Source organism: Methylobacterium oryzihabitans (assembly GCF_004004555.2).
In the GTDB taxonomy this organism is placed as follows: Bacteria; Pseudomonadota; Alphaproteobacteria; order Rhizobiales; family Beijerinckiaceae; genus Methylobacterium; species Methylobacterium oryzihabitans.
In genome coordinates, this window is the sequence record NZ_SACP01000020.1 from 88,950 (window position 1) to 105,274 (window position 16,325).

The 16,325-nt window shown below is 72.8% G+C and carries 13 protein-coding genes and 1 tRNA gene; 6 read left to right on the forward strand and 8 right to left on the reverse strand.

The window, feature by feature from the left end; all coding sequences use genetic code 11:
* Nucleotides 1-39: 39 nt before the first annotated feature.
* The gene (locus tag EOE48_RS29280) at nt 40-216 is read right to left on the reverse strand and encodes a hypothetical protein (RefSeq protein ID WP_187371481.1); all 177 of its coding nucleotides are present in this window, start codon (nt 214-216) and stop codon (nt 40-42) included.
* Nucleotides 217-678: 462 nt separating this feature from the next.
* Here EOE48_RS29280 and EOE48_RS19265 point away from each other — a divergent pair, with 462 nt between their 5' ends.
* Nucleotides 679-2,457 (forward strand): ABC transporter ATP-binding protein, encoded by a 1,779-nt coding sequence (locus EOE48_RS19265; RefSeq protein ID WP_127732143.1) that lies wholly within the window; start codon nt 679-681, stop codon nt 2,455-2,457.
* Entirely contained in the window at nt 2,454-3,338 is an 885-nt protein-coding gene (locus EOE48_RS19270) for an aldose 1-epimerase family protein (RefSeq protein ID WP_127732145.1), read from the forward strand. Before EOE48_RS19265 ends, EOE48_RS19270 begins: the two co-directional genes overlap by 4 nt.
* A 227-nt stretch (nt 3,339-3,565) precedes the next feature.
* On the opposite strand, the gene EOE48_RS19275 is transcribed toward EOE48_RS19270, so the two are convergent.
* From EOE48_RS19275 to EOE48_RS19305, 7 genes are all read right to left on the reverse strand, one after another.
* The gene (locus tag EOE48_RS19275) at nt 3,566-4,438 is read right to left on the reverse strand and encodes an HpcH/HpaI aldolase/citrate lyase family protein (RefSeq protein ID WP_127732147.1); all 873 of its coding nucleotides are present in this window, start codon (nt 4,436-4,438) and stop codon (nt 3,566-3,568) included.
* A complete protein-coding gene (locus tag EOE48_RS19280; RefSeq protein WP_127732149.1) occupies nt 4,438-4,941 on the reverse strand; it encodes a MaoC family dehydratase in 504 nt (167 codons plus the stop codon). Before EOE48_RS19280 ends, EOE48_RS19275 begins: the two co-directional genes overlap by 1 nt.
* Entirely contained in the window at nt 4,938-6,890 is a 1,953-nt protein-coding gene (locus EOE48_RS19285) for an acetyl-CoA carboxylase biotin carboxylase subunit (RefSeq protein ID WP_127732151.1), read from the reverse strand. Before EOE48_RS19285 ends, EOE48_RS19280 begins: the two co-directional genes overlap by 4 nt.
* A 208-nt stretch (nt 6,891-7,098) precedes the next feature.
* Nucleotides 7,099-8,706: a carboxyl transferase domain-containing protein gene (locus EOE48_RS19290; RefSeq protein WP_127732153.1), complete on the reverse strand. Its 1,608-nt coding sequence runs from the start codon at nt 8,704-8,706 to the stop codon at nt 7,099-7,101.
* An 8-nt stretch (nt 8,707-8,714) separates the two neighbouring features.
* On the reverse strand, nt 8,715-9,887 hold the full coding sequence (locus tag EOE48_RS19295) for an isovaleryl-CoA dehydrogenase (RefSeq protein ID WP_127732155.1): 1,173 nt from the start codon (nt 9,885-9,887) through the stop codon (nt 8,715-8,717).
* A gap of 96 nt (nt 9,888-9,983) precedes the next feature.
* Nucleotides 9,984-10,520, reverse strand: a complete 537-nt coding sequence (locus EOE48_RS19300) for an RES family NAD+ phosphorylase (protein ID WP_127732157.1) — start codon at nt 10,518-10,520, stop codon at nt 9,984-9,986.
* Nucleotides 10,517-10,918, reverse strand: coding sequence for a hypothetical protein (locus EOE48_RS19305; RefSeq protein WP_127732159.1), 402 nt, complete (start codon nt 10,916-10,918; stop codon nt 10,517-10,519). Before EOE48_RS19305 ends, EOE48_RS19300 begins: the two co-directional genes overlap by 4 nt.
* 371 nt (nt 10,919-11,289) lie before the next feature.
* On the opposite strand from EOE48_RS19305, the gene EOE48_RS19310 reads away from it, so the two are divergent.
* The 4 genes from EOE48_RS19310 (at nt 11,290) to EOE48_RS19325 (ending at nt 16,060) form a co-directional block, all read left to right on the forward strand.
* On the forward strand, nt 11,290-13,599 hold the full coding sequence (locus EOE48_RS19310) for a xanthine dehydrogenase family protein molybdopterin-binding subunit (protein WP_127732161.1): 2,310 nt from the start codon (nt 11,290-11,292) through the stop codon (nt 13,597-13,599).
* A 138-nt stretch (nt 13,600-13,737) separates the two neighbouring features.
* Nucleotides 13,738-14,994 carry an MFS transporter gene (locus tag EOE48_RS19315; RefSeq protein WP_127732163.1) on the forward strand — a complete coding sequence of 419 codons (1,257 nt, stop codon included), beginning with the start codon at nt 13,738-13,740 and terminating at the stop codon, nt 14,992-14,994.
* Complete coding sequence (locus EOE48_RS19320) at nt 14,991-15,953, forward strand: alpha/beta fold hydrolase (RefSeq protein WP_127732165.1); 963 nt, start codon at nt 14,991-14,993, stop codon at nt 15,951-15,953. Before EOE48_RS19315 ends, EOE48_RS19320 begins: the two co-directional genes overlap by 4 nt.
* Before the next feature lie 15 nt (nt 15,954-15,968).
* A tRNA-Ser gene (locus tag EOE48_RS19325) sits at nt 15,969-16,060 on the forward strand.
* The last annotated feature ends 265 nt before the right edge of the window (nt 16,061-16,325 follow it).

Genomic DNA, 16,325 nt, shown 5'->3' on the forward strand with positions numbered 1-16,325 from the left:
GTTGCCGGCAAAGTTTGTTGCTTTGCCGGCAATCGATGCTCAGGCGGCCTGTCGCAGCCGGCGGCGCAGGCGCATCGCGCCGTAGATCGTGGCGAGGTGCAGCCGGGCCGAGCGGACCGGGACCGCCTCGCGCTCGGCCCGCACCGCCGCGATGGCGTCGAGTGCCGCCGCGACGGACCGGTGCAGGTCCGCGGGCTGTTGCGGTTGGTCGTGCATCGTGCCCCCTGTGCCTTGTCGTTGGGGACAGGAAGCCCGACGAATCCGGCACCGGCGGGGCCGGACCGTGGCAGCGTGGCCGTAAGGGGTTGCGCGCCATCGTTTTTTGGTCGGTAGCGGTCGCGAAAGCGGCCCCCTTTCCCGGGCGACTGAAACGCCGTGGAAGGAGATCCGGGATCCAGCACAAGGAGTCGCGAAGCGTCCGTCGCGAGCGACAGTGCCGGCGGATGGAGCCGCGTCGCGGCACATCCTGCGCTGGATCCCGGGTCGCATTCCGCTGACGCTGCATGCGCGCAGATCCGGAACGGACCCGGGAAAGGGGGCGCCATCCTCGATCATAGCGGTCCCGGTCACAGCGAGCCCCCCGGCCACGGACGACGTCCCCCGATGCCCCGCGTGGACATCGCGCCGGCCGCCCCGTACAGCCGGGCGCGTGCGCACCTCCCTCCCCTCCCCCGTCCGATGCGGCCGCTTCGCGCGCTGATCCGGCTGCTCGAGCCGCGCGACCGCCGCCGGCTCGGCCTCATCGGCCTCGGCCTGCTCGCCGCCGCCGCGACCGAACTCGTCGGCGTCGCCTCGGTCGTGCCGTTCCTGACCCTGGTCGGCGATCCGGGCGCGGCGGCGCGGATCCCGCTCCTGGCGGCGCTGCGCGACGGGATCGGCGCGCCGGACGAGCGCGGCTTCCTCCTCGCCGCCGGCTTCGCGGCGCTCGCCGCCATCGCGGTCTCGACCGCGACCAACGCCGCGGTCACCTACGCGCAGTTGCTGTTCACCAACCTCGTCGGCTTCCGGCTGTCGCGGCGGCTGCTCGCCCGCTACCTCGCCCGCGACCGGCTGTTCTTCGCCCGCGCCAACAGCGCCGAACTGGCCAAGAACGTGCTCGCCGAGACCGACCGTCTCGTCGTCGGGGTGCTCACCCCGGCTTCGGTGCTGGTGACGCGGCTCCTCACCGCGGTCGCGATCGTCGCGTTCCTGATCGCCTACGAGCCGCGCCTCGCGCTGATCCTCGGCGCCGGCTTCGGCAGCCTCTACGTCGCGCTGTTCCTCGTGGTGCGCCGCCGCCTCGCCGTGCTCGGCGCCCGGGCGAGCCGGGGCAACGAGGCGCGGTTCCGGGTCGTCGCCGAGTGCTTCGGGGCGCTGACCGAACTCCGGCTCTACGGCCGGGTGCGGAGCTTCGCCGCCGCCTACGACGCCCCGGCCGAGAGCCTCGCGCGCGCCACCGCCGCCGGGCTGCTGATCGGCCAGATGCCGCGCTTCGCCATCGAGGCGCTGGCCTTCGGCGGCGTCATCGCGGTGGTGCTCTACGCGCTCGGCCGCGGCGGCGACACCGCCGGTCTGCTGCCGCTGCTCGGCCTGTTCGCCTTCTCGGGCTACCGCCTGCTGCCGGCGTTCCAGAACATCTTCCTCGCCGTGGCGCAGATCCGCTACAACCTGCCGGCCGCCCGGATCGTCGCCGGGGAACTGGCCGGCGAGCGCCCGGACCCGCCGCGCCCGGCCGCGAGGCTGCCGTTCCGCGACGCGATCCGCCTCGAACGGGTCGCCTTCGCGTATGGCGACGAGGCGCCGGTGCTGCGCGGGATCGACCTCGCGATCCCGGCCCACCGCACCGTCGGCTTCGTCGGCCGCACCGGCTCGGGCAAGTCGACCCTGATCGGCCTGATCCTCGGGGTGCTGCGCCCGACCGCCGGGCGGATCACGGTCGACGGCGTCGCCCTCGACGCCGCGACGCTGCCGCTGTGGCAGAACCGCATCGGCTACGTGCCGCAGGACGTCTTCCTCATCGACGACAGCGTGAGCGCCAACATCGCGCTCGGCGTGCCGGCGGCCGAGATCGACCCGGCCGCGGTCGAGCGCGCCGCCCGCATCGCCGAGGTCCACGACGTGATCGCGGCCCTGCCGGAGGGTTACGCCACCCGGGTCGGCGAGCGTGGCACCCGGCTCAGCGGCGGCCAGCGCCAGCGGCTGGGCATCGCCCGGGCGCTCTACCACGACCCCGACGTGATCGTGTTCGACGAGGCGACGAGCGCCCTCGACCAGGAGACCGAGGCGGCGGTGATGACCGCGATCGACCGTCTCGCCGGCACCCGCACGATCCTGATGATCGCCCACCGCCTCGCCAGCCTGCACCGGGCCGACATCGTGCATGTCCTGGAGGGCGGCCGGGTCGTCGCCTCCGGCAGCCTCGCCGAGGTCGCGCCGCAGCTCGGCCCCGCCCGCACCGAAGAGGGAGACGTTCGATGACAGACACCGTCGAGATCCGCCACGGCGACACGGTCGCCCGCCTCGCGCTGGCCGGGGCCGAGCCGGTGTCGTGGCGCGTCGCCGGCACCGAGTACCTGTGGAGCGGCGACCCGGCGCACTGGAACCGCCACGCGCCCTGGCTCTTCCCGGTCGTCGGCGCCTCGGCGGACAGCGCCGTCACGGTGGACGGCCGCGCCTACCCGATGAACCAGCACGGCTTCGCCCGCGACAGTGTCTTCACGGTGGTGGAGCAGGCCCCCGACCGGGTCACCCTGCGGCTGACCGAGAACCCCGACACCCTCGCCCGCTACCCCTACCCGTTCGTCCTCGCCATCACGGCAGCGGTCCGCGACGGCACGCTGGCCTTCGACTGCGCCGTGACCAATCCGGGCGACCGCCCGCTGCCCTACGGGCTCGGCTTCCACCCGGCCTTCCCGTGGCCCTTCGCCGGCGGGGAGCGCGCGGCCGGCGCCGGCTACGCGGTGCGGTTCGAGTCGCCCGAGCGCCCCGCCGTCCCGAAGGTCGGACCCGGCGGGCTGCTGCTGCGCGACGAGCTGGCGGTGCCGCTCCAGGGCGACACGCTCCCCCTCGACCCCGCTTTGTTCGCCGAGGCGCTGGTGTTCCTGAACGCCCGCAGCCGGACCATGCGGTTCACCGCCCCCTCGGGCGCCGCGATCCGGCTGACGGCGGAGGACTTCCCCCACCTCGCGGTCTGGACCAAGCCGACGGCGCCGTTCCTGTCGCTCGAATGCTGGACCGGCCACGCCGACTGGGCGGGTTTCGCCGGCGACCTGACGGAGCGGGATTCGCAGCGCCTCCTCGCCCCCGGCGCCACCGCGCGGCACCGGGTGGAGCTGGCGTTCGAGGCGGGCGGTCGCTGACGGGGCTTCCGACGGATGGGGCCGCCTACTGAACCCTCCCCCCACCGCGGGGGAGGGTGCCCGGCGGAGGCCGGGCGGGAGAGGGGAACGCGACGCTGCTTCAGTTGGCGCTCGGCACCACGGTCACGACCTTTCCGGAAGCGTGGTTCCCCTCTCCCGGCCTGCTCCGCAGGCCACCCTCCCCCGCGGAGGGGGGAGGGTTCGAATCCGCGCAGTTGTTCCCCCGATCACCCCCGCCCGACCCGCGCCAGCAGCCGCTCGGCCCGCAGCAGGTGCGGCCGGTCGAGCATCTGGCCGTCGATCCCGACGACGCCGGTGCCGGGGTTGGCGGCGAAGGCCGCCACCACCGCCCGCGCCCGGGCGAGGTCCTCGTCCGAGGGCGTGAAGGCGGCGTTGATGACCGCGACCTGGGCCGGGTGGATCGCCATCTTGGCGACGAAGCCGTCGCGGCGGGCCTCGCGGCACTCGCGAGCGAGGCCGTCGAGGTCGCGGAAACCGGCATAAACCGTGTCGACCGCATCGACTTGCGCGGCGGTGGCGGCGAGCAGCATCAGGTCGCGGGCGAGGCGGAACGGCCCGGTCCAGGCGCCGGAGCCGTCGCGGTTGGTCTCGGCGCCGATGTCGGCGGAGAGGTCCTCCGCCCCCCAGGTCAGGCCGGCGAGGCGCGGGCTCGATCCGGGGAGGCTGTCGAGCGCGAACACCGCGCGGGCGGTCTCGGTGACGATCGGCAGGATGCGGGTGACGCCGTCCGGCAGCCCGATCTCGGCCTCGTGCACGGCGAGCGCCACGCTCAGGCGCCCCACGTCCGGGCCGCCGGCGGCCTTGGGCAGCACGATCCCGTCCGGCGCCTCGGGCATCACCGCCGCGAGGTCGTCGTCGGTGAGCCCGGTGTCGAAGGCGTTGACCCGGACGTAGAGGCGCGGACGCCCGGCCTCGCCGCGCACCCGCTTCAGGAAGGCGGCGGTGGTGGCGCGGGCCTCCGCCTTGGCGGTCGGCGCCACCGAATCCTCCAGGTCGAGGATCAGCGCGTCGGCCCCGGAGTCGAGCGCCTTGTCGAGCTTGCGCGGGGTGTCGCCGGGGGCGAACAGCAGCGAGCGCATCAGGCCCCCTCCCCCGCCGGGCGCCGGCGCATGAAGGCCTGCCGGCGGCACTCGGCCACCAGGGTGCCGTCCTGCTTGTAGGCGCGGTGGATGAAATCGACGATGCCGGCATCCGGCCGCGAGCGCGATTCGCGCTTGGCGGCGATCTCGGTCGTGACCCGGATCGTGTCGCCCTCGAACAGCGGCGCCGGGAACCGGGTGTCGGTCATGCCGAGATTGCCGATGGTGGTGCCGACCGTGGTGTCGTTGACCGAGATGCCGATCATCAGCCCGAGGGTGAACAGCGAGTTCATCAGCGGCCGGCCCCACTCGGTCTCGGTGGCGCAGAAATGCGCGTCGATGTGGAGCGGCTGCGGGTTGAGGGTGAGGTTCGAGAACAGCATGTTGTCCATCTGCGTCACCGTGCGGGTGAGGCGATGGTGCAGCACGGCGCCGATCTCGAAATCCTCGAAGTACAGGCCGCCGCGCGGGTGGGTCGAAGCCGGGATGGTGCTGCCGGTCATGCCGCGTCCTCCGTCGTCAGGGTGATGAGCCGGGCGCCCTCGGCGACCTGCTGGCCAGCCTCGGCCGCGACCTCGGCGACGGTGCCGTCCGCCGGGGCGGTGAGCGCGTGCTCCATCTTCATCGCCTCGACGATGGCGAGGCGCTGCCCGCGCACGACGGCGTCGCCGGGGTGCACCAGCACCGCGACGAGGCGGCCGTGCATCGGCGCCTTCACGACGCCGCCGGTCTCGCCGATGTGGTCGAGATCGACCGCGAACGGGTCCGGCGGCTCGACCGCGACCTGACGCCCGCCGGAGACGGCGAGCACCCCGCGCCCGGCCGCGACGAGCCGCACCGGGCCACGCCGGCCGCCCTCCCCGAACCCGACCTCGAGCGTGCCGCCGGGCCAGGACAGGACCGCCTCGTGCCGCTCGCCCTCGACCGTCACCGGCCAGGACTGGCTCCGGGGGGCGCCGAGCTGGAAGGCGTCGCCGGCATCCCACGGCGAGGCCGGCCCTGAGCCCGTCGGCCGCTCGCGGGCGACGAGGTGGGCGACCGCCGCGCGCACCGCGGCCGGGTCGGGCGTCGTGCCGCCGGTCAGCGCGTCGAGGTGGCGGTCGATGAAGCCGGTGTCGAAGCGGCCGGCGCGGAAGTCTTCCGCCTCGGCCAGCGCCTTGAGGAACGCCACGTTGGTCTTCGGACCGGCGACCAGCGTGCGGCCGAGCGCCCCGGCGAGGCGGTCGAGAGCCTCGTCGCGGGTGGCGCCGTGGGCGATCACCTTGGCGATCATCGGGTCGTAGAACGGCGTCACCGCGCCGCCCTCGCGCACCCCGGTATCGACCCGGATTCCCTCGCCCTCGGGCAGGTCGAGAGCGCGCAGGCGCCCGGTCGAGGGCAGGAAACCCGCCGCCGGGTCCTCGGCGTAGAGCCGCGCCTCGACGGCGTGGCCGTGGATCGCGATCGCGTCCTGGGTCAGCGGCAGCGCCTCGCCCGAGGCGACGCGGAACTGCCACTCGACGAGGTCCTGCCCGGTGATCGCCTCCGTCACCGGGTGCTCGACCTGGAGCCGGGTGTTCATCTCCATGAACCAGAACCCGTCGGCGCGCAGGCCCTCGCGGCCGTCGGCGATGAACTCGACCGTGCCGGCGCCGACATAGCCGACCGCCTTGGCGGCCTCGACCGCGGCGCGGCCCATGGCGGCGCGGACGGTGTCGGGCATGCCGGGAGCCGGGGCCTCCTCGATCACCTTCTGGTGGCGGCGCTGGAGCGAGCAGTCGCGCTCGAACAGGTGGACGGCGTTGCCGTGCGCATCGCAAAACACCTGGATCTCGACGTGGCGCGGGGAGAGCACGTACTTCTCCACCAGCACTCGCGGGTCGCCGAAAGATCCTTGCGCCTCGCGCTGCGCGCCTTCGAGGGCGTTCGCAAAGTCCTCGGGGCGCTCGACCCGGCGCATGCCCTTGCCGCCGCCGCCCGCCACCGCCTTGATGAGGACCGGGTAGCCGATCTCGGCCGCCTGCCCGGCGAGGAAGTCCGGCTCCTGGCGGGCGCCGTGATAGCCCGGCACCACCGGCACGCCGGCCCCGGCGACGAGCGCCTTGGCGGCATCCTTCAGCCCCATGGCGCGGATGGCGGAGGCCGGCGGGCCGACGAAGACGATGCCGGCTGCCGCGCAGGCGTCGGCGAAGTCCGGCCGCTCCGACAGGAAGCCGTAGCCCGGATGGATGCAGTCGGCACCGGTGCGCGTCGCGACGTCGAGGATGCGCTCGACCCGCAGGTACGAGTCGGCAGCCGGCGCCGGTCCGATCGGGTGGGCCTCGTCGGCGAGCGCGACGTGGAGCGCGTCGCGGTCGGCCTCGGAGAAGACCGCGATGGTGCGCAGCCCGAGGCGGCGGGCGGTGCGGATCACCCGGCAGGCGATCTCGCCGCGGTTGGCGATGAGGACGGAGGAGAGGCGACGGGCGGTCATCGGGTCCCTTCGCGGTGCGGCGGGGCGGGATACGGAACGGGCGCGGGGAACCCCTCTCCCGAATGGGAGTGGGGCAGGGGTGAGGGTGGAGACGGTCCCGGAAGAAGCTCAAGGATCGAGCTGCGCAGCTCGACGGTTCAGGTTCATTACGGAAACCGCGCCACCCTCACCCCCAACCCCTCTCCCACCCGGGAGAGGGGGGATCGTGTCACATCCGGAACAGGCCGAACTTCGTCTCCGGCACCGGCGCGTTGAGGCAGGCGGAGAGCGACAGCGCGAGCACCCGGCGGGTCTCTTCGGGCAGGATGATGCCGTCGTCCCACAGCCGGGCGGTGGCGTAGTAGGGCGAGCCCTCCTCCTCGAACCCGGCGCGGATCGGCGCCTTGAACGCCTCCTCCTCGTCCGGGCTCCAGGCACCGCCGCCGGCCTCGATGTTGTCGCGCTTGACGGTGGCGAGCACGCTCGCCGCCTGCTCGGCGCCCATCACCGAGATGCGCGAGTTCGGCCACGCGAACAGGAAGCGCGGCGAATAGGCCCGGCCGCACATGCCGTAATTGCCCGCCCCGTAGGAGCCGCCGACGATCACGGTGAGCTTCGGCACCGCGGCGGTGGCGACCGCCGTGACCAGCTTGGCGCCGTTCTTGGCGATGCCGCCGGCCTCGACCTCGCGCCCGACCATGAAGCCGGAGATGTTCTGGAGAAAGACCAGCGGGATGCGGCGCTGGCAGCACAGCTCGATGAAGTGCGCCCCTTTCAGCGCGCTCTCCGAGTACAGGATGCCGTTGTTGGCCAGGATCCCGACCGGCATGCCGTGCAGCCGGGCGAAACCGGTGACCAGCGTGGTGCCGTAGAGCCGCTTGAACTCGTCGAACTCCGAGCCGTCGACGAGGCGGGCGATGACCTCGCGGGCGTCGTACTGCTTGCGCAGGTCGGTCGGCACGATCGCGTCGAGGTCGTCGACAGCGTAGGCCGGATCGAGGGCCTCCGCGATGTCGAGGTCGGGCGCCTTGACGGTGTTGAGGGTGCCGACGATGCGGCGCAGGATCGCGAGCGCGTGGGGATCGTCGGTGGCGTAGTGGTCGGCGACGCCCGAGAGCCGGGCGTGGACGTCGGCACCGCCGAGATCCTCGGCCGTCACCACCTCGCCGGTCGCCGCCTTCACGAGCGGCGGGCCGCCGAGGAAGATCGTGCCCTGGCGGCGCACGATCACGCTCTCGTCGGACATCGCCGGCACGTAGGCGCCGCCGGCCGTGCAGGAGCCCATCACGCAGGCGATCTGCGGGATGCCGGCGGCCGACATCTGCGCCTGGTTGTAGAAGATCCGGCCGAAATGCTCGCGGTCGGGAAACACCTCGGTCTGCTGCGGCAGGTTGGCGCCGCCGGAATCGACGAGGTAGAGGCAGGGCAGGCGGTTCTGGAGCGCGATCTCCTGCGCCCGCAGGTGCTTCTTGACCGTCAGCGGGTAGTAGGTGCCGCCCTTGATGGTGGCGTCGTTGCAGACGATCATCACCTCGCGGCCGGCGACCCGGCCGATGCCGGCGATGACGCCGGCGGCGTGGATGTCGCCGCCGTAGAGGTCGAGGGCGGCGAGCCCCCCGATCTCCAGGAACGGCGAGCCCGGATCGAGCAGCCGCAGCACCCGGTCGCGGGGCAGCAGCTTGCCGCGGGCGACGTGGCGCTCGCGGGACCGCGGCGGGCCGCCGGCCGCCGCGGCGGCGCGGCGCTCCTGCAACTGGCCGCGCAGGTCGGCCCAGGCGGCGCGGTTCTGCGCCGCCGCCTCGGAGGCGAGGTCGGCGCTGGTGGGGATGACCGGCATCGGGCGCCTCAGGCCGACTTGTTGAAGAGTTCGCGGCCGATCAGCATCCGTCGGATCTCGCTGGTGCCGGCGCCGATCTCGTAGAGCTTGGCGTCGCGCAGGAGCCGCCCGGTCGGGTAGTCGTTGATGTAGCCGTTGCCGCCGAGGAGCTGGATCGCGTCGAGGGCGCACTGCGTCGCCCGCTCGGCGGCGTAGAGGATCGCGCCGGCGGCGTCCTCGCGGGTGGTCTCGCCGCGGTCGCAGGCTTGCGCCACCGCGTAGACGTAGGCCTTGGCGGCGTTGGTCGCGACGTACATGTCGGCGAGCTTGCCCTGGACGAGCTGGAACTCGCCGATCGACTGGCCGAACTGCTTGCGCTCGTGGACGTAGGGCATCACCACGTCGAGGCAGGCCTGCATGATGCCGAGCGGCCCGGCCGCCAGCACCGCGCGCTCGTAGTCGAGCCCCGACATCAGCACGTTGACGCCGCGCCCGACCTCGCCGAGCACGTTCTCCTCCGCCACCTCGCACTCCTCGAACACCAGCTCGCAGGTGTCCGAGCCGCGCATGCCGAGCTTGTCGAGCTTCTGGGCGGTGGAAAAGCCCTTCTGGCCCTTCTCGATGATGAAGGCGGTGATGCCCCGCGGTCCCGCCGCCGGGTCGGTCTTGGCGTAGACCACCAGGGTCTCGGCGACCGGGCCGTTGGTGATCCACATCTTCGAGCCGGTCAGCACGTAGCGGTCGCCGCGCTTCTCGGCCTTGGTCCGCATCGACACCACGTCCGATCCCGAGCCCGGCTCCGACATCGCCAAGGCGCCGACGTGCTCGCCGGAGATGAGTTTCGGCAGGTATTTCCGCTTCTGGGCGGGCGAGCCGTTGCGGCGGAGCTGGTTGACGCATAAATTCGAGTGCGCGCCGTAGGACAGCCCGACCGAGGCCGAGGCCCGCGACACCTCCTCCATCGCCACGCAATGCTCGAGGTAGCCGAGGCCGAGCCCGCCATACTCTTCCTCGACCGTGATGCCGTGCAGGCCGAGCGCGCCCATCTCCGGCCAGAGGTCGATCGGGAAGGTGTTGGTGCGGTCGATCTCCTCGGCCCGCGGGGCGATGCGGTCCTGGGAGAAGCTGCGCACGCTCTCCCGGATGGCCTCGGCCGTCTCGCCGAGGCCGAAATTGAACGCGCGCGCGGCGTTGGGGATCATGGCGTGTCCTCCCGGCGGATTTTCACCGAGGTATACGAACGATTGTTTTTTAAGGCAAGGAGGGATTGTTCCTCTCGTCCGGGAGCCGGCAGAGCCTCAGCGGGCCGGGTTCGGCCAGGAAGACTGATCGACCGGCAGTTCGCCGTGCGGGTCGTGAACAGCGATCCGGTCGGCCGGCGTGAGATTGGCCGGAAACAGGACGAGGTTGATGCCACCCACCCGGCGCGTCGAGGGAAACAACAAGCCGCGGCGTCCGGCAGTGATCAGATCGTCGGCCAAGGACCACGAGGGCGGAGTCCGTCGCTCGATGCGGGCGATGTATTTCCAGTCGGCATTCCAACCGCTCCATACCGCGGCCCAGGACGCGGGATCGAACCCGCTCGAGAAGTCGGCGACGTCATCGGCCCTGACCCAATAGGCCGCGAGGGTCGCGGGAGGCGCGATGGAGGCGCCCTGCCGGATCTCGGCCAGGGCCGTTTCCGGTTCCGTGCTGAGGTAGACCGCCTCGATCCCGGGACGGTTGAAGCGCCCCCCATTGACCGCGGCACCGGCCCCGCTGAGCGGCTGGTGCGACCACCGCGGCGTGAGGAAGCGGTAGAATACCCGTTCGGTCTCGAACCGGGTGACGATCACCCGGTCGCTCCATTACCGAGATCTTCGAGATAGGCCAGGACGGCCTCGAGGTGGCCGTCCGACACGAGGTCCGCCGCGGTCCTGTTGCGGTAGTCGGCGATCGGCTCGTTCATGAACCAGTACAGGGCCTTGTCGATGTCCCGGGTGAACTGGCTCGCCGCCACGATGACCTTGATCATCTCGCGCAGGCGGATCTGCAGCGCCTCCGCACCCGGATTGGTGCGCAGCGTGTTGCGGTGGACGCCGGCCATGCGGGCCAGGGTGTCCTTACTGAGCCCCAGCCGCCGCGCGAAGCGCTCCGAGGAGATATAGGGGGTTCGGGGCTCCCGAAGCTCGTCCATGAACTGCGACAGGAGGACCGTCGACCCGTCCGCCCGCAGGGCTGCGCCAGCACTCATGCGACCGTCCTCCGCACATCACACGCATCAAATATGCACATTCCACGCACGATGCGCCAGGGCTCCTCAAGCCCGCAGCGGCGATCGATCGCCCCACAAGCCCGCAGACGACCGCCGCCCGGCATGGTAGCGTCCTCAAAACGACCGGCGCCCAGGCCCGGACCGGGAGGACGATCGAACGATGACGCAGCCCTGCCGCGCGCGTGCCCGACGCTGCGGAACTCTGTCATCCGCACCGCGGACGCCCTCCCCGACCGGCCCGGCTCCCCGCGCGGAGCGGTAACGCACCGGATCCGGCGCGGGACGACGGACGCGATCCGGACCGTCGCGCCCCCACACGCATTTCCTATTCGACACTCCCGGAGGCTCCCATGGCAGTCACCAAGTTCGGCATCGGCCAGCCGATGCGGCGGGTCGAGGACCTGCGCCTGATCACCGGCGAGGGCCGCTACGGCGACGACCACGCGCCGGAGGGCTGCCTCCACGCGGCCGTGCTGCGCAGCCCGCACGCCCATGCGGCGTTCCGCATCACCGACCTCGACGCCGCCCGGGCGATGCCCGGCGTCCGCCTCGTGCTCGCCGCCGAGGACGTCGCGGGCCTCAACCCGATCAAGTGCCAGGCGCCGATCCCGAACGCCGACGGCAGCCAGGGCCACGTCGCCCACATTCCGGTGCTGGCCAGGGACACCGTGAAGCATGTCGGCGACGCCGTCGCCTTCGTGGTCGCCGATACCCTGGCGCAAGCCCGCGACGCCGTCGAGGCGATCGGCGTGGACTACGACGTGCGGCCGGCGGTGGTCGGCATCCGCCACGCCCTCCAGGGCGGCGCGCCGGCGGTCTGGGACGAGGCGGCGAACAACCTCGCCTTCGACGCCCGCATGGGCGACGAGGCCGCGGTCGAGGCCGCCTTCGCCAAGGCCGACCGGGTGGTGCGGGTCGAGGTCGAGAACCAGCGCCTCGTGACGAACTACATGGAGACCCGCAGCGTGGTCGCCGAACACGACGGCGCCGGCGGGTTCACGCTCACCATCCCGAGCCAGGGCGTCCATGGCCTCCAGAAGACCATCGCGGGCGTGCTCGGCGTGGGCAAGGAGACGGTCCGCGTCGTCACCGGCGACGTCGGCGGCGGCTTCGGCACCAAGACCTTCACCTACCGCGAATATCCGCTCGCCGCCGAGGCGGCGCGCCGGCTCGGGCGGCCGGTGAAGTGGGTGTCGGAGCGCGGCGAGCACTTCCTCGCCTGCACCCAGGGGCGCGACAACCTCTCGGTCGGCGAGGTCGCCCTCGACGCCGACGGCCGCTTCCTCGCCATGCGCTTCGACGTGGTCGGCGACCTCGGCGCCTACCTGTCGCAATACGGCCCCTACATCCCGTATCTCGGCGCCACGATGCTCACCGGCGTCTACCGCACCCCGGTGATGTTCGCCCGGGTGCGCGGCGTCTACACCAACACCGTCCCGGTGGACGCCTATCGCGGCGCCGGGCGGCCGGAGGCGGCCTACCTCGTCGAGCGGCTGGTCGACCGGGCGGCGCGCGAGGCCGGGCTGTCGCAGGCGGAGATCCGCCGGCGCAACTTCATCCCGCCGGACGCGATGCCCTACACGACGCCGATCGGCGACCGCACCTACGACACCGGCGACTTCGCGGCCCATATGGGCCGCGCCGTCGAGGCGTCGGACTGGGCCGGCTTCGACGCCCGCCTCGCCGAATCCCGCGCCGCCGGCCGCCTGCGCGGCATCGGGCTCGCCACCTACATCGAGTGCACCGCCTGGGGCGAGGGCGAGGACGTGAAGGTCACCCTCGACAAGGACGGCGGCGCCACCGTCTATGTCGGCACCCAGTCGAACGGCCAGGGCCACGCCACCGCCTACGCGCAGTTCGTGGCCGAGCAGCTCGACCTGCCCCTCGACCGGATCCGGATGGTCCAGGGCGACACCGCACAGGTCGCCACCGGGGCCGGCACCGGCGGCTCGCGCTCGATCCCGGTCGGTGGCATCTCGGTCGACGCCGCCTCGAAGAACCTCGCGAAAAAACTCAAGGAGCTCGCCTCCGAGGAGCTGGAGGCCGGAATCGGCGACCTCGAGATCGCCGAGGGCGCGGTGCGGGTCGCCGGCACCGACCGGGCGATCGACTTCGCGGCGCTCGCCGCCCTGCCGCGCGCCACCGAGGCGATGCTGACCGGCAACGGCGACTTCGTGCCGCCGAGCGCCACCTACCCCAACGGCACCCACGTCGCCGAGATCGAGATCGATCCCGAGACCGGCATCACCAGCATCGCGCGCTACACCGTGTGCGACGATTTCGGCACCACGGTGAACCCGCTCCTGCTGGCGGGCCAGGTGCATGGCGGCGTGGCGCAGGGCATCGGGCAGGCGCTGCACGAGCGCACGGTCTACGATTCCGAGGGCCAGCTCCTGACCGCGAGCTTCATGGACTACGCCATGCCGCGGGCCGCCGACGTGCCGTTCTTCCACTTCGAGACGAAGAACGTGCCCTCGACCACCAACCCGCTCGGGATCAAGGGCGCCGGCGAGGCGGGCTCGATCGGCTCGTGCCCGGCGGTGATGAACGCGGTGGTCGATGCCCTCGACCGCGCCGTCGGGGTGCGCGACGTCGACATGCCGGCGACCCCCGCCAGCCTGTTCGCGATCCTCAACCCGACCCGCCTCGCGGCGGAGTGAGGCCCCGGGGGACCCGCCGGGGATGCGTCCCCGGCATGGCCCCCGCGCCCCGGTCCTGCTGGCCCGGGCGCCGGGATGCTCTACCGTGCGGCCGCGGCGCCGCCCGAGACCGGGCGCCCGGCCGCGGAGGCCCGCCCGATGACCCGCGACAGCGCCGCGCCGGCCACAGCCCCGATCGGGGCGGAGGAGACCGACGCGTACTGGCGCCGCAACCTCGCCGTGTGCGTGTTCGGCTCGTTCACGACCCTCGTGGCGATGACGTTGCTGCTGCCGTTCCTGCCGCTCTACGTCGAGGAACTCGGCGTGACCGGTCAGGCCGCGATCGTGCAATGGTCGGGCGTCGCCTTCGGGGCGACGTTCTTCAGCGCCGCCCTGGTCGCCCCGCTCTGGGGCCGCTTCGCCGACCTCTACGGCCGCAAGCTGATCCTGCTGCGGGCGAGCCTCGCGATGGCGATCGTGATGTCGCTGATCGGCATGGCCCAGGACGTCTACCAGCTCGTCGGCCTGCGGCTGCTCGCCGGGCTGCTCGGCGGCTACTCCTCCGGCGCCACGGTGCTGATCGCGACCCAGACCCCGAAGGCGCGCTCCGGCTGGGCGCTCGGCATCCTCGCCTCCGGGGTGATGGCCGGCAACCTCGTCGGGCCCCTCGCCGGCGGCGTCCTGCCGCCGATCATCGGCATCCGGGCGACCTTCCTGGCCGCCGGCGGCGTCATCTTCGTCGCCTTTCTCGCCACGCTTCTGCTGATCCGCGAGGAGCGCCGCCCGACCAGGGCCGAGCGGCGGGCCAATCCCGGCTGGGCGGCGATCCCCGACAAGCGCCCGGTCCTGGCGCTGCTCGCCACCGGCACGCTGCTGATGCTCGCTGTGATGTCGATCGAGCCGATCATCACGGTCTACGTCGCCGAACTCGTCACCGACCCGGCGCGCGTCACGATGGTGGCGGGCCTCGCGATGTCGGCGACCGCGCTCGGCAGCATCCTGGCGGCGCCGCGGCTCGGGCGGCTCGCCGACCGGATCGGGCCGTGGCGGGTGATCGCCGGCGGGCTCGCCGCCTCCGCGCTGCTGCTGGTGCCGCAGGCACTGGTGACCGAGGGCTGGCAGCTCGTGGTCCTGCGCTTCCTGATGGGCCTGTCGCTCGGCGGGCTGCTGCCCTGCCTCGCCAGCGCCCTGCGCCACAGCGTGCCCGACCGCGTCGCCGGCACGGTGCTCGGCTACTCGACCTCGGCGCAGTATGCCGGGCAGGTGATCGGCCCGCTGCTCGGCGGCTTCGCCGGCGGCCATCTCGGCATGCGCTCGGTGTTCCTCGCCACCGCGATCCTGATGGCGCTCGGCGCCGCCGGCACGGTGCTGGCGCGCCCGCGCGCCGAGTCCCTCGTGGGAGAGAGCACCCGGTGACCCCCGAGAGCAACACCGCCGCCGTCGAGACCGCCACGGCTCCGCGGCGACTCAAGCTCGCCATCGGCGACCCCTCCGGCGGGACGCTGGCCGCGATCGAGTTCGGGCCGCCGGACCGGCCGGTGGCGGCGGTGTTCCTGCACGCCAACGGCTTCAACGCCCTCGCCTACCGCTTCCTGCTGGCGCCGCTCGCCGGCGGGCACCGGATCCTCGCCTACGACCAGCGCGGCCACGGCGGCACCACCCTGCCGGCCGAGCCCGCGGGGCGGCGGGGCTGGGACGACGTCGCGGGCGACCTCGTGGCCCTGCTCGACCGCCTCGACGGACCGCCGGTCGTCCTCGTCGGCCACTCGATGGGCGCGACCCAGTCGCTCCTCGCCGCCCGGCTGCGGCCGCGGCGGGTGTGCCGGCTGGTGCTGCTCGACCCGGTGATTCTGGAGCGCCGCACGACGCTCGCCGCCCGCCTGCCCTGGCTGCCGGGCTGGCTGCGGCCGCACTCGGCCCTCGCCGAGGGGGCGCTGCGCCGCCGGGCGGCGTTCCCCTCCCGCGACGCGGCCGTCGCGGCCTATCGCGGCCGCGGCGCGTTCAAGCGCTGGCCCGACGAGGCCCTGGCCGACTACGTCGCCGACGGCTTCCACGACCGCCCGGACGGCAGCGTCGCCCTCGCCTGTTCGGGAGCCTGGGAGGCGTCGAACTACCGGGCGCAGGGGCACGACGCCCGCGGCGCCCTGCGCCGCCTCCCCTGCCCGGCCGCGATCCTGCGGGCCGAGCACGGCAGCACCTGCCGGGTGTCCGCCGGCCGCCCGGGCCGCCTCACCGTCGAGACCGTGCCGGGCACGACCCACTTCCTGCCCTTCGAGCGGCCCGACCGGGTCCGCGCGGCGATCGCGGCGGCCTTCGACGAGGCCGTCTCCGACCGGCCTCAGAATCCGGTTGACCGGACCTCCCCGAGCCCCTAGAGCGTTTCCACCTCAGGAGACGTGGCCGAGCGGCTGAAGGCACTCGTTTGCTAAATGAGCAAGCCTCGAAAGGGGCTTCGAGGGTTCGAATCCCTCCGTCTCCGCCACTCATGTGGCTTAAGAAACTGTCATGAATTGCTGAATTGGGACGGCTGTGGTGGCGAGCCACGTTCCAGCCCACATTTTTAAGTCGCTTGTACCGTGTTGTAACGGATGCTGCTGGACGATGCAGCTTCGCGCGACGGCTAGCAGCCTGTCGGGTTGGGGCTTGATTTCACGGCTGGCGCAGGAGCGCGCGTGTCGAGGTGTGGCGGCGGGTCAGCCTGGTCCGAGTTCCGGTTGATGAGCAGCCAGGCTGGACATCAAGAGGAT

Coding starts and splice junctions, on each gene's coding strand:
- EOE48_RS19265 (WP_127732143.1), top strand. CDS start 679: ATGCGGCCGCTTCGCGCGCTGATCCGGCTGCTCGAGCCGCGCGACCGC.
- EOE48_RS19280 (WP_127732149.1), bottom strand. CDS start 4,941: ATGACCGGCAGCACCATCCCGGCTTCGACCCACCCGCGCGGCGGCCTG.
- EOE48_RS19295 (WP_127732155.1), bottom strand. CDS start 9,887: ATGATCCCCAACGCCGCGCGCGCGTTCAATTTCGGCCTCGGCGAGACG.
- EOE48_RS19310 (WP_127732161.1), top strand. CDS start 11,290: ATGGCAGTCACCAAGTTCGGCATCGGCCAGCCGATGCGGCGGGTCGAG.
- EOE48_RS19275 (WP_127732147.1), bottom strand. CDS start 4,438: ATGCGCTCGCTGCTGTTCGCCCCCGGCGACACCCCGCGCAAGCTCGAC.
- EOE48_RS19270 (WP_127732145.1), top strand. CDS start 2,454: ATGACAGACACCGTCGAGATCCGCCACGGCGACACGGTCGCCCGCCTC.
- EOE48_RS19285 (WP_127732151.1), bottom strand. CDS start 6,890: ATGACCGCCCGTCGCCTCTCCTCCGTCCTCATCGCCAACCGCGGCGAG.
- EOE48_RS19290 (WP_127732153.1), bottom strand. CDS start 8,706: ATGCCGGTCATCCCCACCAGCGCCGACCTCGCCTCCGAGGCGGCGGCG.
- EOE48_RS19315 (WP_127732163.1), top strand. CDS start 13,738: ATGACCCGCGACAGCGCCGCGCCGGCCACAGCCCCGATCGGGGCGGAG.
- EOE48_RS29280 (WP_187371481.1), bottom strand. CDS start 216: ATGCACGACCAACCGCAACAGCCCGCGGACCTGCACCGGTCCGTCGCG.
- EOE48_RS19305 (WP_127732159.1), bottom strand. CDS start 10,918: ATGAGTGCTGGCGCAGCCCTGCGGGCGGACGGGTCGACGGTCCTCCTG.